Source organism: Pseudochrobactrum sp. Wa41.01b-1 (assembly GCF_019464455.1).
Taxonomy (GTDB): domain Bacteria; phylum Pseudomonadota; class Alphaproteobacteria; order Rhizobiales; family Rhizobiaceae; genus Pseudochrobactrum; species Pseudochrobactrum saccharolyticum.
On the sequence record NZ_CP080493.1, the window covers coordinates 2,670,286 to 2,693,686 of the forward strand.

A 23,401-nucleotide genomic window follows, 5' to 3' on the forward strand; every position below is an offset into this window, starting at 1 on the left:
ACAGGATATGGCAAAACCGATCAAAAAATAAAGTCCAAACTGTCATTCTTTGCCATAGATCTTAGGGCTAGGCTCAAAGTTCTTCATCTGAATATGCAACTCTGGGAGGGCGCACAGATGGCAGATTCTGTGGTTATTGTCGGCATGGCGCGCACGCCTCTGGGCGCTTTTCAGGGCGCTTTCAGCGCGGTGCCGGCGGCAGAACTTGGTGCAACAGCAATCAAGGCCGCGATTGAGCGGGCAGGGATTGCAGCACACGAGATTGATGAGACTTTGCTGGGCTGTGTGTTGTCTGCGGGGCAGGGGCAGGCACCGGCACGACAAGCCGCGATTGCTGCCGGCATTCCCGTGGCATCAGGGGCTACGACGATTAATAAAATGTGCGGTTCCGGCATGAAGGCCGTGATGCTGGCACATGATATGCTGGCCGGTGGCAGCGCGGATATTATCGTGGCGGGTGGCATGGAGAGCATGACCAATGCGCCCTATCTGTTGGATAAAGCCCGTGGCGGCTATCGCATGGGGCACGGCAAAATCAGTGATCATATGTTTCTCGACGGGCTGGAAGATGCCTATGAAAAAGGCCGGTTGATGGGCAGTTTTGCCGAGGATTGTGCCGAGGCCTTTCAGTTCAGCCGCACCGCGCAGGATGAATTTGCGCTGCGCTCTTTAAAGCGTGCGCAGACGGCGCTGGAGCGCGGTTATTTCTCAAAGGAAATTGCGCCGGTTGTTACCGGAAACGGCAACTCCGCACATCTGATTGATATGGATGAACAGCCTGCCAAAGCACGACCGGAGAAAATTCCGTTTCTGCGGCCTGCTTTTCGTGAGGACGGAACGGTCACGGCAGCCAATTCCAGTTCGATTTCTGACGGTGCGGCGGCACTGGTGCTGATGCGCCTGTCGCAGGCAGAAAAGCGCGGGCTGACACCGCTTGCCCGTATTGTTGCGCAAACATCCTATGCCCATGAACCGCGTTTGTTTGCCACAGCGCCAATCGGTGCCATGCGCAAACTCTATGAGAAAACCGGCTGGACAAAAGATGATGTTGATCTTTTCGAGATCAATGAAGCCTTTGCCGTGGTGACAATGGCGGCAATGCAGGAACTCAATCTGCCAGCGGAGAAAGTGAATATTCATGGCGGTGCCTGTGCGCTCGGCCATCCGATCGGTGCATCAGGCGCGCGCATTCTGGTGACATTGCTGGCAGCTTTGCAGACCCATGATTTGCCGCGCGGCATTGCCAGTATTTGTATCGGCGGCGGTGAGGCAACAGCCATAGCGGTGGAGCGTTTATAGCCACAAACACAGTGATTTATGCATTTTGGGAGGATTGCATGAGGCAACTGAGTACGGAGAATTTTAAGCAGGCGCGTGATTTTCTTTTGCAGTATCGCGAGAATTATCAGGCCGCAAAAGCCGGTTTTGTCTGGCCGGAGGCACTGCTCTTTAACTGGGCGCTGGACTGGTTTGATGCCGAGCTTGCCGCTAACCCGCAAAGCCGCGATCAGACCGCTTTGTGGATTGTCGATAGCGCCACGCAAACAGACATAAAACTGAGTTTTGCCGATCTGAGCATCCGCTCTTCCCAGCTTGCCAATTATCTGCGCGGGCTTGGATTGAAGCGCGGCGATCATCTGCTGGTACTACTCGGCAATGTGCCAGCTCTGTGGGAAGCCATGCTTGCAGCGATGAAACTCGGCATTATCGTTATTCCTGCTACGACTTTGCTAACACCGGATGAACTGTCTGACCGGCTGGAGCGTGGCCATGCCTGCGCCATTCTCGCAACCGGCGATCAGCTCTTAAAATGCGAGGGACTGGCCGGAGATGAGGTGCTGCGCATTCAGGTGCCGAATGGTCATGCCGCAAAAAACAGTAACTGGCACGATTATAACGAAGCCTTCAATCAGTCCGCTGAATTTCAGCCGGATGGTGAAACACAGCCGCATGATCCGATGCTGCTTTATTTCACCTCCGGCACCACCGCTAAGCCGAAACTGGTACGGCACAGCCATCGCAGCTATCCGGTCGGCTCACTCTCGACCATGTATTGGATAGGTCTACAACCGGCCGATATCCATCTGAATGTCTCATCTCCCGGCTGGGCGAAACATGCGTGGAGTTCACTATTCGCACCGTGGAATGCCGGTGCCACCGTGCTGGTGGTCAATCAGTCAGCCTTCAGCGCCAAGGTGTTGCTGGCAGAAATGCAGCGTTGTGCAGTGACCACAATGTGCGCCCCGCCGACCGTATGGCGTATGCTGATACAGGAAGACCTCAAAGCCTGTAAAATGAGCCTGCGCGAAGTGGTAGGTGCCGGTGAGCCGCTTAATCCTGAAATTATTGATCAGGTGCGCGACGCATGGGGACTGACAATCCGCGATGGTTATGGCCAGACCGAAACCACGGCACAGGTGGCGAATAGTCCGGCGCAGAATGTGAAAAGCGGCGCTATGGGCAGGCCGTTGCCGGGCTATGAGGTGGTCATCCTTGATGCAGACGGCCACGCGGCACAGGAAGGCGAAGTCTGTCTGCTGCTGGATGACAAACATCCGGCAGGGCTGATGCAGGGCTATCAGGAAACGGACGGCAGGCTCAGCGGCACCGATGGTCGTGTCTACCGTACCGGTGATGTTGCCTATCAGGATGCGGATGGTTATTTGCATTTCGTTGGCCGCGCCGATGATGTGTTTAAATCCTCTGATTATCGTATCAGCCCGTTTGAGCTGGAAAGCGTGTTGCTGGAACATGATGCGGTAACGGAGGCCGCCGTCATTCCGGTGGATGATCCGATCCGTCTGTCGGTTCCCAAAGCCTATATTCTGCTGCGCGCCGGTGAAGAGCCTTCCCGTGCGCTCGCGCTTTCGGTTCTGCAATATACCAATGAGCGTCTGGCACCGTTCAAGCGCATCCGCTCGCTGGAATTCGTGCGGGAGCTGCCCAAAACAATCTCCGGAAAAATCCGCCGTGTGCAACTGCGCCGTTTTGAGCGGGAGGGCATTGAAGATGATGTGTTTCGTGGCATTGCGTTTGATGAGGGTGAATTTCCGGAACTGAACATCGGGCGCAACAGACCTGTGCAGAGCGAAGGAGAGAACCATGTCCGGTGAACTCAACGAGGAGCAGAGCAGTATTTTCGCCATGGCTGCGGATTTTGCCGCGCAGGAACTGGCACCTCATGCTCTGGAATGGGATGAGCAGAAGCACTTTCCCGTGGATGTGCTGCGCAAAGCGGCGGCACTGGGCATGGGTGGCATCTATATTCGTGATGATGTTGGCGGTTCCGGACTGACCCGCATGGATGCGGCATTGATCTTTGAGGCGCTGTCGCAAGGCTGTCCGGTCATCGCCTCGTACCTGTCGATCCATAATATGTGCGCATGGGTGATTGATGCCTATGGCTCAGAAACACAGCGCCAGAAATGGTTGCCGCAACTGACACCGATGGAACTGATCGCCAGCTATTGTCTTACCGAACCGTCCTGCGGTTCCGATGCCGCCAATCTCAGCACTAAAGCTGTGCGCGATGGCGATGACTATCTGATTACAGGGCAGAAACAGTTTATCTCCGGTGCAGGTGCGAGTGATATTTATATCGTGATGGCACGAACCGGTGAGGCAGGCGCAAAAGGTATTTCGGCCTTTATCGTGCCCAAGGATGCAGTCGGCCTGTCTTTCGGTGCCAATGAAAAGAAAATGGGCTGGAATGCCCAGCCGACCCGCACGGTGATGTTCGATAATGTGCGCATACCGGCGGAAAACCTGATTGGTCAGGAAGGCATCGGTTTTAAAATTGCGATGTCGGCGCTGGATGGCGGTCGGCTGAATATTGCCGCCTGTTCGCTCGGTGGTGCGCAGGCCGCTTTTGACAAGGCGCTGACCTATATGGATGAGCGCAAGGCTTTCGGCTCAAAGCTGCATCAGTTTCAGGCATTGCAATTCCGCCTTGCCGATATGGCTACGGAGCTGGAGGTAGCGCGCACATTTCTGCACCGCGCTGCCCGTGCGCTCGATCGTCATGATGCCGATGCGGTGAAGCTTTGCGCTATGGCCAAACGTTTTGTCACTGATGCCGGATTTAACGTGGCCGATCAGGCGCTGCAGCTGCATGGCGGCTACGGTTATCTGAGCGAATATGGCGTGGAAAAATTGGTGCGCGACCTTCGCGTGCATCAAATTCTGGAAGGTACCAATGAGATCATGCGGGTGATTATCGCCCGTGAAATTTTGAGCGGGAGAGCACTTTCAGGAAAAGTGTGAAACGGTTTTCCGCCCGGAAATGCGATGTTTTAAAGAGGAAAGCGATAAATGAACACTCAAACTATTGGTTTTATCGGCCTCGGTCATATGGGCGGGCCTATGGCGGCCAATCTCGTCAAAGCGGGATTTAATGTGTGCGGTTTTGATCTGGTTGAGGCATCAAAACAAGCAGCTAAAGCAAACGGCGTTCAGATTGCGGATAATGTGGAGCAGTTGGTGCAGGGCGCTGGTGTGGTTATCACCATGCTGCCCGCCGGTTCTCATGTGTTGAGCGTCTGGCATGAACTGACAGCGCTGGTTGTGCCGGATACATTGCTGATTGATTGCTCGACCATTGATGTCGACAGCGCCCGCAAGGCGCATGAAATGGCGGCAGAGCATAAATTATTGAGCATTGATGCACCGGTTTCCGGTGGTGTGGTTGGTGCAACGGCGGCAACGCTCACCTTTATGGCTGGTGGCGAAAAAGCTGCTTTTGACAAGGCTGAACCGGTTCTGGCCGCTATGGGCAAGCGCATTGTGCATTGCGGTGAGGCCGGTGCAGGGCAGGCGGCGAAAATCTGTAATAATATGATCCTCGGCATCTCTATGATTGGCGTGTGCGAGGCTTTCGCTTTGGGTGAAAAACTGGGTCTGTCCCAGCAGGCATTGTTTGATGTGGCCTCCACTTCGTCCGGCCAGTGCTGGGCGCTCACCACCAATTGTCCGGTGGCGGGGCCGGTGCCGACATCCCCTGCAAACAGGGATTATCAGCCGGGCTTTGCCGCAAGTTTAATGCTGAAAGATTTGAAACTGGCGCAGGAAGCGGCGGCCTCGGTGGGGGCAACCACGCCATTGGGAGCGGAGGCGGCACAGCTCTATAATCTGTTCAACGCGCTTGGTTCGGGCGGGGAGGACTTCTCCGGTATTATCCGCCTGTTACGCGGCAAGGAGGGTACATCATGACTTATGAAACCATTCTCACGGAAATGCATGGTCGTGTGCTGCTCATCACGCTGAACCGTCCGCAGGCGCTGAATGCATTGAACCGGCAACTGGCGGCAGAGCTGATTGCAGCAGCAGAGGCAGCGGACAAAGACGAGCATGTGGGCTGTATTGTTCTGACCGGCTCGGCCAAAGCCTTTGCCGCCGGTGCGGATATCAAGGAAATGCAGGCGCAGGATTTCAGCACCATGTTCGCGGCAGACTGGTTCGGCGAGTGGGAGCGTTTTACCTCGGTGCGCAAACCGATTATTGCCGCTGTGGCTGGTTATGCGCTGGGCGGTGGCTGTGAACTGGCGATGATGTGCGATTTTATTCTGGCGGCAGATAATGCCCGATTTGGCCAGCCTGAAATCCGCCTTGGCGTTATTCCGGGCATGGGCGGCTCGCAGCGGCTTACCCGCTTTGTCGGTAAATCCAAGGCGATGGAAATGTGCCTGACAGGGCGGATGATGGAGGCCGATGAGGCCGAGCGCTGCGGTCTGGTTTCCCGTATCATCCCCGCAGATCAGCTGCTTGAAGAAGCTTTGAGTGTGGCATCCTCCATTGCTGAAAAATCTCTGCCGGTAGCAATGATGGCGAAAGAGGCTGTGAATGCGGCCTATGAAACAACACTGTCACAGGGCGTGCAATTCGAGCGCCGCCTGTTCCATTCTGGTTTTGCCAGCCACGATCAGAAAGAAGGCATGAGCGCCTTTATCGAAAAGCGCGATCCGTTTTTTCTACATCGCTGAGACCGGAGCACGCATTCAGTTCAGGCGTGAGAAGCCTTTGAAAACAAATATCTGGTGAAGGGCATTTTTGTCTTGAACAATTTTGTATCCTGGATAATCATACTGAAAAATATAAGGGAACACAGGCTTGTCCAGCTATAAATGGAGCAGCCAGACGAGGCTGCTGGACGAAGTTGCGCAAGCACTTCGTGAGAGCATCTATGCGGGTCAATATGCGCCGGGCACCATTTTGCGACAGGAGCATATTGCTGCCGAATTCGGTATCAGCCGCACGCCGCTGCGTGAAGCATTGCGGGTGCTCGAGCGCGATGGTCTGATCGTTCATCTCCCTGGTCGCGGTGTGCGTGTGGCAAGTGTTGATCTGCCGCATCTGCTTGATGCCTATGCCGTGCGCGAGGTGATCGATGGTGTAGCCGCGCGTTTTGCTGCGGAACGCACCGATGCTGCAGCGATTGCCGGTCTTGAAAAACTGATCTTGCATCAGCGCTCTATTATCGAGCCTTGGGATTCCAAGGCCTATACGCAGTCTAATGTGGATTTTCATCTGGCGGTAATGGCAGCGGGCGGCAATGCCTCTCTGGAGAATTTTGTGCCATTGCTGCGCATGACATCGCAGGTTTTTGCGCCGGTTTTTGCACTCACAGCAGAGCGGGCGAAAAATGCAATTGAGGAACATGCTCTGATCGTTGAAGCGATTGCGCGCAAAGACGGTGCAGGGGCTGAGGAACTGGCGCGGCAACATATCCGCAAGACCATCAATAGCCTTCAGATGATGCAAAATAATCAGCAGGAAACATCCTGCGGGAGAGAATGACATGGCACACGGGATAGAGAACGGACAGCGGCGCTACGGCAATTTCATCAATGGTGTGTGGCAGGATGCCGTGCAGGGTGAGATGCTGACACTGAAAAATCCGTCAGACGGCAGTGATCTGGCGCTGATCGCCCGTGGCACTGCGGCTGATATTGATCTCGCCGTTGATGCTGCGCGTGCAGCCTTATCCGGTCTCTGGGGAAAAATGACCGCAACCGAACGCGGCCGTATTCTGTATAAAATCTCGGAAGCAGTATTGCGCGAGATTGATCTTCTGACTGTGCTGGAAGCGCGTGATGTCGGCAAACCTTTAACGCAGGCGCGCGCTGATGTGGTGGCGCTGGCGCGTTATCTGGAGTTTTACGGTGCCTCTGCTGACAAGGTGCATGGCGATACGCTGCCTTATCAGAATGGTTTCACCGTTCTGTCTGTCTATGAGCCGCATGGTGTGACAGGGCATATTATTCCGTGGAACTATCCGATGCAGATCCTTGGCCGCAGCTTGGGCGCAGCTTTGGCTATGGGCAATGCTGCGGTGGTCAAACCCGCGGAAGAAGCCTGTCTGACCATCCTCGAATTTGCGCGGATTGCCCACGAGGCCGGATTGCCGACCGGTGCGCTGAATGTGGTGACAGGACTGGGGGGCGAGGCCGGAGCAGCTTTGTCTTCCCATCCGCAGGTCAATCATATTTCTTTCACCGGTTCCTTGCGCACGGGTGAGGCAGTGCAGGCGGCAGCGGCTAAAAATGCTGTGCCGGTGACTTTGGAGCTCGGCGGTAAATCCCCGCAAATCGTGTTTGCTGATGCGGATATTGAGCGTGCATTGCCGTTTCTGGTCAATGCAGGCATTCAGAATGCAGGGCAGACCTGTTCTGCTTCTTCGCGCATTCTCGTGCAGCGTGAAGTCTATGAGCAGGTGATTGCCGCTATGAGCGAGCGCTACCATGCGCTCAAAGTCGGCGCGGCGGAAGCTGATCTGTCGCTCGGGCCTGTTGTCTCAGCACGTCAGAAAGCGATCATTGAAGACTATTTGCAACTGGCAAAACAGGATGGTTTGCAGGTTGCGGCGCAGGGTGAAATTGTGTCTGATGCACCGAAAAATGGTGCCTATGTGCGCCCGACTTTGCTGCGTGATGTGCCACCGCAACACCGTTTGGCACAGGAGGAAATTTTCGGCCCCGTGCAGGTGATTATGCCGTTTGATACGGAAGAGGAAGCCGTGGCTCTGGCCAATAGCACGCCTTACGGGCTGGTTTGCGGTGTGTGGACAAAAGACGGTGCACGGCAATTGCGCATGGCGCATGCGGTGCATGCCGGACAGGTGTTTATCAATAATTACGGAGCAGGCGGCGGCATTGAGCTGCCTTTTGGCGGGGTGAAACGCTCCGGCCACGGTCGTGAAAAAGGTTTTGAGGCGCTTTATGGCTTTGCCTCACTGAAAACCATTTCGGTCTATCACGGCTGATCTGCAGAAAATCGCATGGGAGAATACCGCATAATGACTGGTTCGCTTGAGAATAAAACCGCAATCATCACCGGCGCAGGTTCGGGCTTTGGTGAGGCTATGGCGCGTAAATTTGCCCGAGAAGGCGCAAATGTGGTCGTCGTTGACCGTGACGCTGCGGGTGCAAAGCGTGTGGCAGGAGAACTTGGCGGCAAGGGGCTGGCGGTTGAAGCGGATATTGCATCGGAAAATGGTGTGGCGGAAGCGGTGCGTCAGGCGCAGATGCAGTTCGGTCGGATTGACATTCTCATCAACAATGCCGGTATCGGTCATAAACCACAACCGGCGGAAAATGTGCAGCCGGATGAATTTGACCGCATTGTTGGCGTGAATATCCGCGGCATTTATCTGATGAGCCGCGCTTTAATTCCGCATTTTAAAGACAATGGCGGCGGCGTTATTCTCAATATTGCTTCGACGGGAGCTGCCCGTCCGCGCCCTAATTTGACATGGTATAATGCCACCAAGGGCTGGGTTGTATCCGCTACCAAGGCGCTGGCGATTGAACTGGCACCGGAGAATATCCGCGTCAATGCACTCAATCCTGTGGCCGGTGAAACACCGCTGCTCACGACATTTATGGGCGAGGATACGGAAGAAATCCGTCAGAAATTCCGCGCATCCATTCCGCTCGGCCGGTTGCTGAAACCGGAGGATCTGGCGGAAAGCGCTGTATTCTTGTGCTCACCGGCAGCCAGTATGATCACCGGCGTTGCATTGGATGTGGATGGTGGCCGTTCAATCTAAAATGACTGATCAAATAGTGATAACTATTTGAATGAGCAGCAGTTCACGATAAAGTCGGCCAGCTCTATTCCGGTAATTCCTGAGCAATATCAGGATGATATAAATAAGGGGACAGGCAATGCGATATAAATATTTGACCGGACAGCTCATGCTGGCAGCAATGACGGGGATTGCTGTCGTGGCGACGAGCGGTTCAGGGCTGGCAAAAGATACATTGGCAATCGGCGAAGTGCTGGAACCTCCGGGAATGGACCCGACAGCAAATGCTGCGGCTTCCATCCGCCGACTGACCTATAATAATCTCTATGAAGGTCTGGTGCGTATTGATGAAGAGGGCGCTGTTAAGCCGAACCTCGCAGAAAGCTGGACGATTTCACCGGATAATCTGACCTACACATTCAAGCTGCGTCAGGGTGTGAAATTTCATAATGGTACGCCCTTCGATTGTTCCGTTGTGAAATTCACCTATGACCGCGCCATAGCGCCGGATTCCACCAATGCACAAAAGGCACTGTTTGCGCCGATTGAAAAGACAGAATGTCCTGATCCGGCAAGTGCTGTTGTGACGCTGAAACGTCCGTCCTCCACCTTCCTGTTCGGGATGGGCTGGGGCGATGCAGTGATGATGGCACCGGATACGATTGCCACCAACAAAACCAATCCGGTTGGCACAGGGCCGTTCAAATTCAAGCGTTGGCTGCAGGGCGACCGGATCGAGTTCGAGCGCAATCCTGATTACTGGGGCGAGCCTGCTAAGCTCTCTGCGATCACTTTCCGCTTCATCAGCGATCCGTCAGCGGCTGCCGCTGCGGTTATGGCCGGTGATGTCGATGCTTTCCCTGAATTTCCGGCACCGGAGCTCATCAGCCGCCTGCAAAGCGATGAACGTCTTGCTGTGGAAATCGGCTCGACAGCTGGCAAGGTGATTATGTCACTTAACAATGCGCGCAAGCCTTTTGACGATGTGCGGGTGCGCCGTGCGCTTGCCCATGCCATCGACCGGAATGTGGTGCAGGAAGCGATCACGACCGGCCTCGCCAAGACCATTGGTGCTCATTATACACCGGCTGAACCGGGCTATGTCGATCTGAGCGATACCTATCCTTATGATGTGGCGAAGGCCAAAGCATTGCTGGCTGAAGCCGGTGTTCCTGCGGGTACTTCCATCACTATCATGTTGCCGCCGCCTGCCTATGCACGCCGTGGTGGCGAGGTGATTGCGGCAATGCTGGCAGAAGTTGGCATCGAGGTGAAACTTGTGCCGGTTGAGTTCGCACAATGGCTGGATCAGGTCTTTGCCCGCAGCGATTTTGACGCGACGATTATCGCGCATGTGGAAACCCGCGACCTCGATATCTATGCGCGGGATAAATATTATTTCAACTATAACAGCCCTGAATATAAGGCGATCTACAAGCAGTTTTCTGAAGCAACAGACGACAAGCAGCAACTTGAATTGCTTGGTCAGTTGCAGCGCAAACTCGCTGAAGACGAGCCGAATGTGTTTCTCTATGCGCTGCCGAAAATCGGTGTCTGGGATAAGAAACTCAAAGGCATGTGGAAAAATCAGACCATTCCGGCCAATGACCTGACCAGTGTGTACTGGGCATACTGACCATATTGATGCTGAAGTGAACATTGAAGGAGGCCGCATTTGCTGCGTTATTTTACAGGGCGTCTGATCTCTCTGATCCTGACGACGCTGGCGGCCTCAGTCATTGTTTTCCTGCTAATGCAGGTGCTTCCGGGTGATCCGGCAGCGATTATGCTTGGCATTAATGCGCAACCGGATACTTTGGCGGCTTTGCAAAAACAACTCGGTCTCGATGCTCCGCTGATTGTCCGTTATTTCAACTGGATTACCGGTTTTCCGGTTGGTGATTTCGGCACCAGCTATACTTATTCCGTGCCGATCAGTGAGCTGATCGGGCCACGTTTGCAGGTGACATTGCCGCTGACGGTGCTGGCGATGATCCTCTCCGTGGTGATTGCTATTCCTCTTGGTGTGATCGCCGCTTCAAAGCGCGGCAGTGCGACCGATGTGGTGGGGATGGGCGTTGCACAGATTGGTGTGGCGATCCCGAATTTCTGGCTCGGTTTGCTGCTGATCCTGTTTTTTGCCCTTACGCTTGGCTGGTTTCCGGCCTCCGGTTTTGCCGGTTGGGAAAATGGCCTGTGGGCAGGCACCCGTTCACTGATCTTGCCGGCTGTGGCTCTGGCCTTGCCGCTGGCTGCAATTCTGGCGCGCGTTACCCGTTCCGCGGTGCTGGAAACGCTGAGTGAAGATTTTGTGCGCACAGCCCGCGCCAAGGGTTTGGGCCGCAATGCAGCCTTGTGGAAACACGCGACACCCAATGCATTGATCCCCGTGGTGACGATCTTAGGCCTGCAATTTTCGTTCCTGCTGGCGGGTACAATTATTATTGAAAACGTGTTCAATCTGCCGGGGCTTGGCCGTCTGATTTTCCAGTCGATTGCGCAGCGCGATCTGGTCACAGTGCAGTCGCTGGTGACCTTACTGGCAGCCAGTGTGATTGCGGTGAACTTCTTGGTGGATATGGCCTATGGCTTTCTTGATCCGCGTCTCTCTACAGGAGTGCGGGCATGAGCATGGCAGAGAATTTCTCCCGTCGCAGCCGTATGGTCTTGCTGTCTTTCGGACTGAGCCGCAGCCTGCTGGTCGGGACAATCATTACCGGCCTTCTGATCGGGCTGGCTGTGCTGTCACTGGTCTGGACGCCTTACAACCCCACAGGCATGAATATCTTGCGCAAATTGCAGGGGCCGTCGATGCAGCATTGGCTGGGCACCGATGCGCTTGGTCGTGATGTATTGTCGATGATTATGGTCGGTGCGCGTAACTCTTTGTCGGTGGCTTTGATTGCTGTTGCGGTTGGTATGGGGCTTGGTGTGCCGCTCGGCGCCTATGCGGCGGCACGCGGTGGCATGATCGACGGTTTTGTCATGCGCATGACTGATCTGGCTTTCGCTTTTCCGGCACTGCTGACAGCCGTGATTATCACTGCCGTATTCGGTCCCGGTGCGGTTAATGCGATGATCGCTATTGGTATTTTCAATATTCCGGTTTTCGCCCGTATTACCCGTGGTGCGTCGATGGGGCTGTGGAAGCGCGATTATGTGCTGGCAGCCCGCTGTGCAGGGCGTGGTGATGTGGCGATTACGCTGGATCACATTCTGCCGAATATCGGACATGTGCTGATCGTGCAGGCGACCATTCAGTTTGCCTTGGCGATCGTTGCGGAAGCCGGTTTGTCCTATGTCGGTCTTGGTACGCAGCCGCCTATGCCAAGTTGGGGCAAGATGCTCAATGATGCGCAGACCTATATTTATGATGCGCCGCATCTGGCGATTTTTCCGGGGTTGGCCATTACCTTTGCTGTTCTCGGGTTGAATATGCTGGGGGATGGTTTGCGTGATATACTCGACCCGCGTGTCAGGAGAGAGAGATGACTACACCGCTTCTCGAAATCCGTGATCTGGGCGTGCATTTGCAGGCTGGGAGCAAACAAGCCGAAATTCTGTCCGGCATCACGCTGACATTAAACCGTGGCGAGCGTCTGGGCATTGTCGGGGAATCCGGCTCCGGCAAATCCATCACTGCATTGGCTGTCATGGGACTGTTGCCGCATCGTATGGGTTTGAGCGGAACCTTGCGCTTTGACGGGCAGGATCTGACTGCAATTTCAGAGACAGCCCATTGCACGATGCGCGGGCGGCAGATGGCGATGATTTTTCAGGAGCCGATGACGGCACTGAACCCGATCAAAACCATCGGTGCCCAGATCAGTGAAGGCCGTCGCCTGCATCTGAGAGAAAACCGTGCTGATGCCGATAAGGTCGCACGGCGTTTGCTGGATCGTGTCGGCCTTGCTGCCCCGCGTTTTGATCTGGAGCTTTATCCGCACCAATTATCCGGCGGTCAGCGCCAGCGTGTGATGATTGCCATGGCACTGGCCTGTGAGCCGGAATTGCTGATTGCGGATGAACCGACCACGGCACTGGACGTTACCGTGCAGGCGCAAATTCTTGATCTGCTGGATGAGCTGATTGACGAAAGCGGCACGGCACTGCTGTTGATTACCCATGATCTCGGCGTAGTCTCGGAAATGACGGATCGCATTGCGGTGATGTATGCAGGGCGCGTGGTCGAAACCGGTGATACGCAGGACGTATTCCGCCATATGGCGCATCCCTATGCACGCGGGCTTTTTGCAGCCTCTCCCCATAGTCTGACAATGCGTCCGAAGCCGGAAAACACGGATAAGCGCCAGCGTCTGACGACGATTGCCGGTGTGGTGCCCGATCCGTTCAGTCGTTTGCCGCAATGCGGTTTTGCTGACCGCTGCCGTTTTGTGCAGGCGGATTGCCGTGCAACAGTGCCGCCGTTAGGCAATACGGATTTTCTCGACGTGGCGCATCAGGTCGCCTGTTTTCATCCGCTGACAGATGAGGTGATGGTATGACCGCTCTTCTGGAAGTGCGTGATCTGGTGCGTGATTATACGCTGCCAAAACAATCCTTGCTTTCCAAGCCACAAAATTTGCGGGTGCTGCATGGTGTCAGCCTCAGCCTGAAGCAGGGTGAAAGTCTCGGCATTGTCGGCGAGTCCGGTTCCGGTAAGTCTACACTGGCACGTTCAGTGATGGGACTGGAAAAGCCGCAATCCGGCAGTGTGACCATCAATGGCAAGGATATTTACAGTCTGGGGCGGGCAGAGTTGAAAGCCGCACGCAAGGAGTTTCAGGCGATTTTTCAGGATCCTTACGGTTCGCTCGATCCGCGTCATTCTGTGCGCCGTATTCTGGCAGAACCGGTTGTGTCACTGGAAAATGCAACAACAGCGGAAAGCCGTGAAGAGCGTATCCGTCAGGTGCTGGAAGCGGTTGGTCTGCCGGCATCAGCAGCGGATAAATATCCGCATGAATTTTCTGGTGGTCAGCGCCAACGTATTGCGATTGCCCGCGCATTGATCACACGCCCGAAGCTGATTGTTGCCGATGAGCCGGTTTCGGCGCTGGATGTTTCTATTCAGGCGCAGGTGCTCAATCTGATGATGGATTTGCAGGAGCAATTCGGCCTGTCCTATCTGTTTATCAGTCACGACCTTGGTGTGATGCGGGTGATTACAGACCGTGTGGCGGTGATCCATCTGGGCAGAATTGTTGAAGAAGGGCCGACCAATGAGGTCTTTGACAATCCGCAGCATCCATACACACAAGCACTGGTTAATGCCGTGCCAAAACCGTTTTCCGGCCGACGCAAAAAAATACGGGCGTAAAATGCGGGTGAAAACTTTGTAATGAAAAACTGAATATCTATCTGACGATCAAAACCCGCCAAGAGGTTTGCGTCAGACAGGGAAATGGGAGCAGATATGTCCGAGCTTGCTGATTTAAGCGCTGTGGAAATGGTCGCCGGTTATAAGGCGGGTACTTTGTCGCCGGTGGAAGTGGCAGAATCCGTGATCGACCGGATTGAGCGCTGCGAGCCGCAGCTTCATGCGATGTGGGCTTTTGAGCCGGAGGCAGCATTGGCCGCCGCAACCCTGTCGGAAGGTCGCTGGAGGCGGAAAGAAGAGCGCGGGCCGATTGACGGCGTGCCGCTGACGATCAAAGAAAACATCGCCACAAAAGGTCTGCCGGTGCCGCTCGGCTGCGCGGCAATTGCATTGAACCCGGCGGCAAAAGATGCGCCGCCTGCTGCCCGATCCCGCGAGAGCGGTGGTATTATTCTGGGCAAAACGACGATGCCTGATCTCGGCATGTTGTCGTCCGGCCTTTCGAGTTTTCATGAACTGGCGCGCAATCCGTGGGATTTGTCCACCAATCCCGGCGGCTCCAGTGCGGGGGCGGGAACGGCCGCTGCTGCCGGTTACGGCCCTTTGCATATCGGTACGGATATTGGCGGTTCCATCCGCCTGCCTGCCGGTTGGTGCGGGGTTGTGGGGCTTAAACCCTCTTTCGGACGTATCCCGATTGATCCGCCTTTTATCGGTCGTGTTGCAGGGCCGATGACGCGAACGGTTGCTGATGCCGCGCTCTATATGTCGGTTCTGTCCAAGCCCGATCGTCGCGATCCGATGAGCCTGCCTTACAGCCGTATTGACTGGATGAATCTCGACCGCGATGTCAAAGACCTGCGTATCGGCCTGTGGCTGGATGCCGGTTTCGGCTCTGCTGTGGAGCCTGAGGTCAAGCTAGCTGTGGAAGCCGCAGCACAAGCCTTTGCCAATGCCGGTGCTATTGTTGAGGAAGTGCCGAGCTATCTCACCCGTGAGATGATTGACGGGCTGGATCATTTCTGGCGCGTGCGCTCATGGGGCGATATTTCCAAAATGACACCGGATAATCAGGCAAAAATCCTGCCTTATATTTATCAGTGGGCAGAAGGTGGTAAGGATTTGAACGGTGCGCAGGTCTATCAGGGCTTTGCGCAGATTGAGGCCATGCGCAATGCGGCGCTGGCGGCAATCAGTTCTTATGATTTTATCATTTCGCCGACATCACCGATGCCGACCTATCCGGCAGAATGGGCATCGCCGCTGAATGATCCGCAGCGCCCGTTCGAGCATATTGCTTTCACCGTTGCCATGAATATGTCGGAACAACCTGCTGTGTCTGTCAATTGCGGTTACACTGAAAAAGGTTTGCCGATCGGTTTGCAGATTATTGGTCAGCGTTTTGATGATCTGGGCGTGTTGCAACTTGCCCATGCCTATGAACAACTTCGCCCACAGCAAAGGCCGTGGCCGAAAATATAGACAGCAGAGGTTAAGGGGACAAACGGAATACATTCTGCCGTTCGGGGGAGGGCGGCAGAAACAGCATGCAGTATCAGTTCCAGCCAATGGAGAAGTGCAGTCATGTCATATCCGCCACTCTCATTACATATGCCCCGCACGATGCGGGGAGAAAGTGTCCCGCCGCCTAATCCGCATTTACGTTTTGCCGGAGCGGGCGAAATGCGCCGCCCGCCGGTTGATTCCGATCCTTATGATATGCATGATCTGGCTTATAATCTGGTGCGGGTGCTGGATGATGACGGCGAGGCTAAAGGCGAGTGGGTGCCGGATCTGACGGCAGAGCAATTGCGCCATGGTCTGCGTTCCATGCTCAAAACCCGTGCCTATGACCGGCGCATGATGCGTATGCAGCGTCAGGGACAGACCTCTTTCTATATGCAATGTACCGGCGAAGAGGCGATTGCCTGTGCCTTTCAGATGGTGATGCAAAAAGGGGATATGAATTTCCCCACCTATCGCCAGCAGGGACTGTTGATAGCACAAGGCTTCCCGCTGACCGATATGATCTGTCAGGTGCTCTCCAACGAAAAAGACCATCTCAAAGGGCGGCAATTGCCGGTCATGTATTCGGCACCGGAGGCCGGTTTTTTCTCGATCTCCGGTAATCTCGGCACGCAATTTGTGCAGGCCGTTGGCTGGGCAATGGCTTCTGCCATGCGCAGTGATACAAAAATCGCAGCCGGATGGATCGGCGATGGTTCCACTGCCGAGAGTGACTTTCACGCGGCGCTGGTTTTTGCCTCGGTCTACCGTCCGCCGGTGGTTCTCAATATCGTTAATAATCAATGGGCGATTTCATCACCGCAATCGGTGGCAGGTGGCGAGAATATCAGTTTTGCTTCCCGCGCTCATGGTTTTGCTATTCCGTCTTTGCGGGTGGATGGTAATGATTATCTGGCAGTCTATGCGGCAGCAAGCTGGGCAGCGGAACGTGCACGGCGCAATCTGGGGCCGACACTGATCGAATGGGTGACCTATCGCGTGGCGCCCCATTCTACCTCCGATGATCCGAGCAAATACCGGCCAAAAGAGGAGGAGCTGAACTGGCCGCTGGGCGATCCGGTAGAGCGGCTCAAACAACATCTGATCCGCAAAGGCGAATGGAGCGAGGAGCGCAATGTGCAGCTGCTGGCCGGTATTGATGCAGAGATTAATGATGCCGCCCGCGAGGCTCTGAAATACGGCACTTTGCACGAAGGGCCGAAAGCCAGTCCGGCAACAATGTTTGAGGATGTCTACAAAGATATGCCGCAACATTTGCGCGAGCAGCGCCAGCAGATGGGGTATTGATCATGTCAAAACCTGTATTGCCAAGACGCACAATGATTGAAGCCATCCGCGAAGCGATGGATGTGATGATGGAGCGCGATGATAAGGTTGTCGTGTTCGGTCAGGATGTCGGGTTTTTCGGCGGCGTATTCCGCTGCACAGAAGGGCTGCAACGCAAATATGGTGAGGCGCGCTGCTTTGATACACCGATTTCCGAAACCGGTATTGTCGGTGTGGCGGTCGGCATGGGTGCCTATGGCCTGCGCCCTGTGGCGGAAATCCAGTTCGCCGATTATGTCTATCCGGCCTATGACCAGATCGTGTCGGAGGCCGCGCGTCTGCGGTTCCGTTCTGCCGGTGATTATACCGCGCCGATGGTGATCCGTATGCCATGCGGCGGTGGTATTTTTGGTGCGCAGACCCATAGTCAGAGCCCTGAGGCACTGTTTACCCATGTGGCGGGGTTGCAGACCATTATCCCGTCCAATCCTTATGACGCTAAAGGCCTGTTGATCTCGGCCATCGAAAATGATGATCCGGTGATTTTTCTGGAGCCGAAACGGCTTTATAACGGGCCGTTCAACGGACATTACGATCAGCCGGTCGTACCGTGGTCAAAACATGTTTTGAGTGAAACGCCGGAGGGCTATTACTCTGTACCGATCGGCAAGGCGGCCATCCGGCGCAAAGGCTCCGCAGTCACAGTGCTGGCCTATGGCACTATGGTGCATGTGGCGGAAGCGGCTGTCACCGAGACCGGCATTGATGCTGAGGTGATTGATCTGCGCTCACTGGTGCCGCTGGATATTGAGACGATTACGGCTTCTGTCGCCAAGACCGGACGCTGTGTGATCGTTCATGAAGCGACGCGGCTGTCCGGTTTCGGTACGCAACTGGCGGCGGAAGTACAGGAGCGTTGCTTCTATCAGTTGGAAGCGCCGATCCTGCGCGTGACCGGCTGGGACACGCCTTATCCTCATGCCCATGAATGGGATTATTTTCCGGGGCCGGAACGGGTTGGTCGGGCACTCATGCAAGTGATGGAGGCATAAATGGTGAAAAAGATCATTAAAATGCCGGATATCGGCGAAGGTGTTGCCGAGGCTGAGATTGTCGAATGGCATGTCAAAGCCGGTGATGTCATCGCAGAAGACCAGCTTCTGGCTGCGGTGATGACTGATAAGGCAACGGTGGAGGTGCCGTCACCTGTGGCAGGAACAGTTCTGCAGATTGGTGCGGAAGCCGGAACCGTGATGGCTGTTGGTGCCATGCTGGTTGAGATTGAGGTGGAGGGAACTGGGACGGATGATGCCCCGCCACCTCCGCCTGTTCAGGCTGTGCCGCCAGTCCCTGTAAAACCGGCAATGCCCGAAAAACCTGTTTTCTCGGCTGTACAACCATCAAGCACGATAGCGCATGACAAGCCACTTGCATCACCCGCTGTTCGGGCGCTGGCGCGGGAGCTGGGCGTTGATCTCACACAGGTGCAAGGCAGCGGGCCTGCGGGGCGCATCACCCGTGATGATCTCGATCATTTTACGGCTAGCGGCGGCAGTGCTCAGAGTTCGGCCTATCAACGCCGCGACGGCACAGAGCAGATTAAAATCACTGGTCTGCGCCGCAAGATTGCGGAGCGTATGGCGAAGTCCTCCCGCGAGGTCGCACATTTTTCCTATGTGGAAGAGGTGGATGTGACCGATCTGGAAATCCTGCGCAGCACATTGAATGCAAGCCATGCGGAGCGGCGCGGAAAACTGACGGTATTGCCGTTCATTCTCCGTGCGCTGGTTGTGGCATTGCAGGATTTTCCGCAGATGAATGCGCTCTATGATGAGGAAGCGCAGGTACTGACCCGTCATCAGGCCGCCCATATCGGCATGGCAACACAAACACCATCCGGCTTAATGGTGCCGGTGCTGCATCATGCAGAAGCGATGGATCTCTGGGCAATGGCCGCAGAAATCACACGGCTTGCTGCTGCCGCACGGGAAGGTGTGGCGAAACGCGAAGAACTCTCCGGCTCCACAATCACAGTCACCAGCCTCGGTGATCTCGGCGGACTGGTGACAACGCCGGTGATCAACCAGCCGGAAGTGGCGATTATCGGTGTGAACCGCATCGCGATACGCCCGCAATGGCAGGATAACCAGTTTGTGCCGCGCAAAATGATGAACCTGTCATCCTCCTTCGATCACCGGATGGTCGATGGTTATGAGGCCGCCGCTTTTATCCGCCGCATCAGGCAATTGCTTGAAGTTCCCGCAACACTTTTCATTGAGGTGTGAGATGGAAGATATTGCAACACATGTGCTGATTATCGGTGGCGGACCTGCGGGTTATGTCGCTGCAATCCGTGCCGGACAATTAGGGCTGCCGGTGATACTGGTTGAGAAGGAACAACTGGGCGGCACCTGCCTGAATATCGGTTGTATTCCTTCCAAAGCATTGATCCATGCAGCCGATATCTATCATCATGCACTTGCTCAGCAATCCGGTTCTGCGCTGGGCTTGCGTGTTGGAGACGTGTCGCTGGATTGGGGCAAAACGCTAAGCTGGAAAGGTGCCATTGTGCGGCGGCTGACCGGTGGTGTTGAAGGCCTATTGAAAAAGCATAAGGTCACAGTGCTGAAAGGCACTGCCGAGATCATTGACGGCAAAACTGTCGTGGTTCATGGCAAGGCCGGTACAACCCGTATCCGCACCAAACATCTGGTTCTGGCAACCGGCTCATTGCCGATGCAGATCGGCGCTTTGCCCTTTGGTGGCAATGTTATTTCCTCAACCGATGCGCTGGCATTGGAGCAGGTGCCGAAACGCTTAGCGGTGATCGGTGCCGGTTATATCGGCATGGAACTGAGTACGGCTTTTGCCAAACTCGGCTCGCAGGTGACGATTATTGAAGCAGCGGATCGTATTTTGCCGCTCTGGGATGCAGAACTGACCATGCCGGTGCGCAAGCGGCTGACAACTCTGGGCGTTACTGTGATGACGCGCAGTGAAGCACGGGGATTAAGCGCAGATGGTGGTTCATTGCTGGTGCACCAGCATGGCAACAGTGCGCCGGTGGTGGTGGAAGCTGACAAATTTCTGGTGGCCGTCGGTCGGCGGCCAAATATCAGCGGCTTCGGGCTGGAAAGTCTTGATCTGGCGATGAATGGCGCTTTCATCCGCATTGATAAATATTGTGCGACTTCGATGCTCAATGTCTGGGCAATCGGCGATGTGACCGGTGAGCCGATGCTGGCGCATCGGGCAATGGCGCAGGGAGCAATGCTGGCGGAACATCTGGCCGGACATAAAGCGGCGCTGGATGCGCCTGTGATACCGTCCGTCTGTTTCACTGACCCTGAAGTGGTGAGCGTCGGCCTGTTACCGGATCAGGCGAAATTACAGGGTTATGAGATTGTCACCGGCAGTTTTCCGTTTATGGCCAATGGCCGTGCCATGACACAGCAGGATGAAACGGGTTTTGTCCGTGTTGTCGCGCGAGCGGATAATCATCTGGTGTTGGGCATACAGGCCGTCGGCCATGACGTATCCGAGCTGGTCAATGGTTTCGCACTCGCTTTGGAAATGGGTACTGTGCTGGAAGATGTGGCGCAGACCATTCACGCGCATCCGACACGCGGAGAGGCTTTTCAGGAGGCTGCTTTTACGGCGCTTGGCCGCAATCTGCATAGTTAAAATTATGGCGGGCTCTGCAGTAGCAGAGCCCGCCATATCATGATTATTATTTGGGCAGCTTGGCGATGAAATGTTCTTTCAACCGATCAATATCTGCCTGTGACCAGCTGACATTGGTCACCTCTACCCATGCATCAATATAATGCTGCGGTGCATAGACATGGCCGTGTCCGATCGGCGTGGTAGTGGCCAGCATCAGATCAATGGCCAGCTGCAACATGCTGACAACCGGATACCATTTCAGCTGCGGAGACACATCAGGGCCGCGCGGTGCCTTCATCCAGTCCGGTTCACGGTAGAAGTCTTTCGGATCAAAAAACACAATCGGGTCGCTGGCATATTGCAGATAGACAATACGCATCGGCCCCCAATGGCTGTTTGGCAGTTTCAGAGCATTGTTCTGATTTGTGAAGCGTGCATAGGAACCATCGCGGAATTCCGGCAGCCATTCCGGTGTGCCTTCATTGCGGTTATTGGTAATGGAACGCCACAAACGGCTGGTGAATGGCGGGCCGCTCCACAAAGCGCCCTGATACGGATCCCCCAGAACCTGAAACAGTTCGGATGAAAGCTGCGAGTTCATTGCGCCAAGGCTCAAACCGTAGAGATAGAGTTTCGGACGCGTTTCCTTTGGCAGTTTTGTCCAGTAGTCATAAACTTCATCAAACAAAGCGGTCGCGGTTTCACTGCCATAGCCCGGTTCAACCAGCAGCGAGAGCCAGCTGGCGAGATAGGAATATTGCACGGCAACACTCGCAATATCACCGTCATGGAGATATTCCACCGGATCAATGCCCATTTCATCGACCCAGCCGGTGCCGGTAGGAATGGTCACCAGCAGCAGAGAGCGGTCAAATGCGCCAACACGGATCATCTCCTGAAGTGCAAGTTTGGCACGTTCCTTGGCAGTTTCAGCAGAACGCAAACCCACATAGACGCGCAGCGGATTTTGCGCCGGACGGCCGGTGAAATTGCTGATCTGCTGTGCATCAGGACCGGAGCTCACATAGCTGCGCCCCATACGCCCCAACTCATCCCATTTGACCAGAGAGGCAGCACTGCCGCTTTTCAGCGGGTCTTGCGGTTGCGGGACTTCCGCTTCCATCAGTGCATCAAATTGACGGTAGGAAGAGTCCATCACATGCAGGCCGAAGCGGAACAGCACGCCATTGATTGCCATGCTGAAAATCACGGCGGCAACCAGAAAACCGGTAAAGCGGGACAGCCGCGGCGGGATATAGCGGTCGAGCCAGCGGCTGGAACTGCGATAAATCAGCTGAAATAAACGGGCGAGCGCGATCAGAATAACAAAGGTAATCAGCGCAATCAGGCCAGTTTTCAGCGGGTGTGCGCTTTCAACTTTTTCCAACCCCATCAGGCTGCGAATGGAATTTTGTCCGTCTGCCGCATGCCACAGAAACACCATCGCGGTGATGATGGTCACGGCCATGGCAGTAATTTTGATGATCGTGGAAATCCGGCCTTTAGGCTTCGGCAGTTGCAGATAATTCCACAGCCAGAACAGAAAAACACCGATCCCGTAACCGATGGCGAAACAGGCGCCGGACAGCACGCCCTGTATCAGAAACGGGCGCGGCACCAGTGACGGTGTAAGCGAGGCTGCAAAGAAAAGTGTGCCGAGCAACATCCCGATCAGCGACAGGGAACTCCAGAATTTTTCCAGCCAGACTGGTTTCATCAGTTATTTTCCCTTTTGTTTCAATGCAATGCGCAAAGAACGGTGCAGTCTTTATTTGCCATAGCAGAAATAAACCGGTCAGCGGATTGACGTGCAGTATCGCGCAAGACCGGTTTGGCGCGCTCGATAATATTGCTCAGCATTTTGCGATCTTGCAAGGAGATAGCTTTTGCAATTGCGGGGGCATTATCTGCCAGTGCTTGCGCCAGTCTTTCCTGATTATGGGCATTGAGTTCAGGATTGCTTAACATCAGCGCAGAACCATTAATGACCTGCTGCAAGCCGAGACGCAATTTAAGAATTGTATCTGTCTGTGCTTTGCCGTTGCTTGTCGTTTTCAGTGTTTCAGCATAATCGCCTGCGGCTTCGAGAGCGGCGGCAATGAAACTGACCATAGCGGCAGAAGAGCGGGTGATTTCATCCTGAAAAGCGATGCTGTTTTTCTCAGTATCTGCCGGTTTTTGCGGATCGGCTGAGAAAGATACATAGGCCTTGGTCACCTGTGCCTGCTGTTGAATAATATCCATCAATATTGGCAAATCGCTCGCCTGATAGGGTGCCTGACCGATAATTGCCGGCACATTCCACAAATCTTCAAGCACGGGTGCATCCTGACTGTTGGACAGGCGTGGCGGGAGTTTGGTGCGCTTGGTTTCTTCCAGCCGCACAATAAATTCCTGCAAGGCTTTATTCAGGTGATCGGTTCCAGTGGCGGGTACAGTTGCCTGTAGCGGGCTGCTGAAAGCAACAGATATGCCCAGCGCCAAAATGGCGAGTGAAAGGCGTTTGAAATGTACCGGCGCCATGAAATCTCTCTTACGGTTCTGATCTGAACTGCCTGCATAATACAAAAATTGCAGCAAAAGACACTGAATTCATGAGG

Annotated in this window: 20 protein-coding genes; 18 read left to right on the plus strand and 2 right to left on the minus strand. The window is 54.8% G+C overall.

The features are described from left to right. The first annotated feature begins 117 nt into the window (after positions 1 to 117). The 18 genes from K1X45_RS12340 to lpdA all read left to right on the plus strand — a co-directional run bounded on the left by K1X45_RS12340 (position 118) and on the right by lpdA (position 20,819). A complete protein-coding gene (locus tag K1X45_RS12340) occupies positions 118 to 1,299 on the plus strand; it encodes an acetyl-CoA C-acyltransferase (protein WP_220158985.1) in 1,182 nt (393 codons plus the stop codon). Between the two features lie 38 nt (positions 1,300 to 1,337). Further along, complete coding sequence (locus K1X45_RS12345) at positions 1,338 to 3,113, plus strand: AMP-binding protein (protein WP_220158986.1); 1,776 nt, start codon at positions 1,338 to 1,340, stop codon at positions 3,111 to 3,113. Continuing rightward, on the plus strand, positions 3,103 to 4,263 hold the full coding sequence (locus tag K1X45_RS12350) for an isobutyryl-CoA dehydrogenase (protein ID WP_220158987.1): 1,161 nt from the start codon (positions 3,103 to 3,105) through the stop codon (positions 4,261 to 4,263). Before K1X45_RS12345 ends, K1X45_RS12350 begins: the two co-directional genes overlap by 11 nt. A gap of 48 nt (positions 4,264 to 4,311) precedes the next feature. Continuing rightward, positions 4,312 to 5,208: a 3-hydroxyisobutyrate dehydrogenase gene (gene mmsB, locus K1X45_RS12355; protein WP_220158988.1), complete on the plus strand. Its 897-nt coding sequence runs from the start codon at positions 4,312 to 4,314 to the stop codon at positions 5,206 to 5,208. Beyond that, on the plus strand, positions 5,205 to 5,978 hold the full coding sequence (locus tag K1X45_RS12360; protein ID WP_220158989.1) for an enoyl-CoA hydratase: 774 nt from the start codon (positions 5,205 to 5,207) through the stop codon (positions 5,976 to 5,978). The genes mmsB and K1X45_RS12360 overlap by 4 nt, the downstream gene beginning before the upstream one ends. A 127-nt stretch (positions 5,979 to 6,105) precedes the next feature. Further along, positions 6,106 to 6,792, plus strand: coding sequence for a GntR family transcriptional regulator (locus K1X45_RS12365; protein WP_220158990.1), 687 nt, complete (start codon positions 6,106 to 6,108; stop codon positions 6,790 to 6,792). Between the two features lies 1 nt (position 6,793). After that, positions 6,794 to 8,257: an aldehyde dehydrogenase family protein gene (locus tag K1X45_RS12370; protein ID WP_220158991.1), complete on the plus strand. Its 1,464-nt coding sequence runs from the start codon at positions 6,794 to 6,796 to the stop codon at positions 8,255 to 8,257. A 33-nt stretch (positions 8,258 to 8,290) separates the two neighbouring features. Further along, positions 8,291 to 9,043 (plus strand): glucose 1-dehydrogenase, encoded by a 753-nt coding sequence (locus K1X45_RS12375; RefSeq protein WP_220158992.1) that lies wholly within the window; start codon positions 8,291 to 8,293, stop codon positions 9,041 to 9,043. A gap of 148 nt (positions 9,044 to 9,191) precedes the next feature. Further along, positions 9,192 to 10,658 carry an ABC transporter substrate-binding protein gene (locus K1X45_RS12380; RefSeq protein WP_220160493.1) on the plus strand — a complete coding sequence of 489 codons (1,467 nt, stop codon included), beginning with the start codon at positions 9,192 to 9,194 and terminating at the stop codon, positions 10,656 to 10,658. Positions 10,659 to 10,697: 39 nt separating this feature from the next. Then, positions 10,698 to 11,651, plus strand: coding sequence for an ABC transporter permease (locus K1X45_RS12385; protein WP_220158993.1), 954 nt, complete (start codon positions 10,698 to 10,700; stop codon positions 11,649 to 11,651). 2 nt (positions 11,652 to 11,653) lie between these two features. Continuing rightward, entirely contained in the window at positions 11,654 to 12,514 is an 861-nt protein-coding gene (locus tag K1X45_RS12390; RefSeq protein WP_370627121.1) for an ABC transporter permease, read from the plus strand. Continuing rightward, complete coding sequence (locus tag K1X45_RS12395) at positions 12,511 to 13,527, plus strand: ABC transporter ATP-binding protein (protein WP_220158995.1); 1,017 nt, start codon at positions 12,511 to 12,513, stop codon at positions 13,525 to 13,527. Before K1X45_RS12390 ends, K1X45_RS12395 begins: the two co-directional genes overlap by 4 nt. After that, complete coding sequence (locus K1X45_RS12400; protein WP_220158996.1) at positions 13,524 to 14,342, plus strand: ATP-binding cassette domain-containing protein; 819 nt, start codon at positions 13,524 to 13,526, stop codon at positions 14,340 to 14,342. Before K1X45_RS12395 ends, K1X45_RS12400 begins: the two co-directional genes overlap by 4 nt. Positions 14,343 to 14,438: 96 nt before the next feature. Next, positions 14,439 to 15,824: an amidase gene (locus K1X45_RS12405; RefSeq protein WP_220158997.1), complete on the plus strand. Its 1,386-nt coding sequence runs from the start codon at positions 14,439 to 14,441 to the stop codon at positions 15,822 to 15,824. A 102-nt stretch (positions 15,825 to 15,926) separates the two neighbouring features. Then, positions 15,927 to 17,156 carry a thiamine pyrophosphate-dependent dehydrogenase E1 component subunit alpha gene (locus K1X45_RS12410; RefSeq protein ID WP_084664743.1) on the plus strand — a complete coding sequence of 410 codons (1,230 nt, stop codon included), beginning with the start codon at positions 15,927 to 15,929 and terminating at the stop codon, positions 17,154 to 17,156. A 17-nt stretch (positions 17,157 to 17,173) separates the two neighbouring features. Continuing rightward, positions 17,174 to 18,187: an alpha-ketoacid dehydrogenase subunit beta gene (locus tag K1X45_RS12415; RefSeq protein WP_075654752.1), complete on the plus strand. Its 1,014-nt coding sequence runs from the start codon at positions 17,174 to 17,176 to the stop codon at positions 18,185 to 18,187. Beyond that, positions 18,188 to 19,420 carry a dihydrolipoamide acetyltransferase family protein gene (locus tag K1X45_RS12420; RefSeq protein ID WP_220158998.1) on the plus strand — a complete coding sequence of 411 codons (1,233 nt, stop codon included), beginning with the start codon at positions 18,188 to 18,190 and terminating at the stop codon, positions 19,418 to 19,420. A gap of 1 nt (position 19,421) precedes the next feature. Next, complete coding sequence (gene lpdA / locus K1X45_RS12425) at positions 19,422 to 20,819, plus strand: dihydrolipoyl dehydrogenase (RefSeq protein ID WP_220158999.1); 1,398 nt, start codon at positions 19,422 to 19,424, stop codon at positions 20,817 to 20,819. A 46-nt stretch (positions 20,820 to 20,865) separates the two neighbouring features. Here the strand turns inward: lpdA and K1X45_RS12430 are convergent, their stop codons facing one another. Beyond that, positions 20,866 to 22,518 (minus strand): alpha/beta-hydrolase family protein, encoded by a 1,653-nt coding sequence (locus K1X45_RS12430; RefSeq protein ID WP_220159000.1) that lies wholly within the window; start codon positions 22,516 to 22,518, stop codon positions 20,866 to 20,868. A 20-nt stretch (positions 22,519 to 22,538) separates the two neighbouring features. Next, positions 22,539 to 23,324 carry a hypothetical protein gene (locus K1X45_RS12435; RefSeq protein WP_220159001.1) on the minus strand — a complete coding sequence of 262 codons (786 nt, stop codon included), beginning with the start codon at positions 23,322 to 23,324 and terminating at the stop codon, positions 22,539 to 22,541. Positions 23,325 to 23,401: the final 77 nt, after the last annotated feature.

What these genes read in the sequence shown, in the direction of transcription:
- K1X45_RS12420 (WP_220158998.1), top strand. Translation starts at nt 18,188, where the DNA reads ATGGTGAAAAAGATCATTAAAATGCCGGATATCGGCGAAGGTGTTGCC.
- K1X45_RS12405 (WP_220158997.1), top strand. Translation starts at nt 14,439, where the DNA reads ATGTCCGAGCTTGCTGATTTAAGCGCTGTGGAAATGGTCGCCGGTTAT.
- mmsB (WP_220158988.1), top strand. Translation starts at nt 4,312, where the DNA reads ATGAACACTCAAACTATTGGTTTTATCGGCCTCGGTCATATGGGCGGG.
- K1X45_RS12350 (WP_220158987.1), top strand. Translation starts at nt 3,103, where the DNA reads ATGTCCGGTGAACTCAACGAGGAGCAGAGCAGTATTTTCGCCATGGCT.
- K1X45_RS12360 (WP_220158989.1), top strand. Translation starts at nt 5,205, where the DNA reads ATGACTTATGAAACCATTCTCACGGAAATGCATGGTCGTGTGCTGCTC.
- K1X45_RS12390 (WP_370627121.1), top strand. Translation starts at nt 11,654, where the DNA reads ATGGCAGAGAATTTCTCCCGTCGCAGCCGTATGGTCTTGCTGTCTTTC.
- K1X45_RS12395 (WP_220158995.1), top strand. Translation starts at nt 12,511, where the DNA reads ATGACTACACCGCTTCTCGAAATCCGTGATCTGGGCGTGCATTTGCAG.
- K1X45_RS12375 (WP_220158992.1), top strand. Translation starts at nt 8,291, where the DNA reads ATGACTGGTTCGCTTGAGAATAAAACCGCAATCATCACCGGCGCAGGT.
- K1X45_RS12435 (WP_220159001.1), bottom strand. Translation starts at nt 23,324, where the DNA reads ATGGCGCCGGTACATTTCAAACGCCTTTCACTCGCCATTTTGGCGCTG.
- lpdA (WP_220158999.1), top strand. Translation starts at nt 19,422, where the DNA reads ATGGAAGATATTGCAACACATGTGCTGATTATCGGTGGCGGACCTGCG.
- K1X45_RS12430 (WP_220159000.1), bottom strand. Translation starts at nt 22,518, where the DNA reads ATGAAACCAGTCTGGCTGGAAAAATTCTGGAGTTCCCTGTCGCTGATC.
- K1X45_RS12380 (WP_220160493.1), top strand. Translation starts at nt 9,192, where the DNA reads ATGCTGGCAGCAATGACGGGGATTGCTGTCGTGGCGACGAGCGGTTCA.
- K1X45_RS12400 (WP_220158996.1), top strand. Translation starts at nt 13,524, where the DNA reads ATGACCGCTCTTCTGGAAGTGCGTGATCTGGTGCGTGATTATACGCTG.
- K1X45_RS12345 (WP_220158986.1), top strand. Translation starts at nt 1,338, where the DNA reads ATGAGGCAACTGAGTACGGAGAATTTTAAGCAGGCGCGTGATTTTCTT.
- K1X45_RS12340 (WP_220158985.1), top strand. Translation starts at nt 118, where the DNA reads ATGGCAGATTCTGTGGTTATTGTCGGCATGGCGCGCACGCCTCTGGGC.
- K1X45_RS12370 (WP_220158991.1), top strand. Translation starts at nt 6,794, where the DNA reads ATGGCACACGGGATAGAGAACGGACAGCGGCGCTACGGCAATTTCATC.
- K1X45_RS12410 (WP_084664743.1), top strand. Translation starts at nt 15,927, where the DNA reads ATGTCATATCCGCCACTCTCATTACATATGCCCCGCACGATGCGGGGA.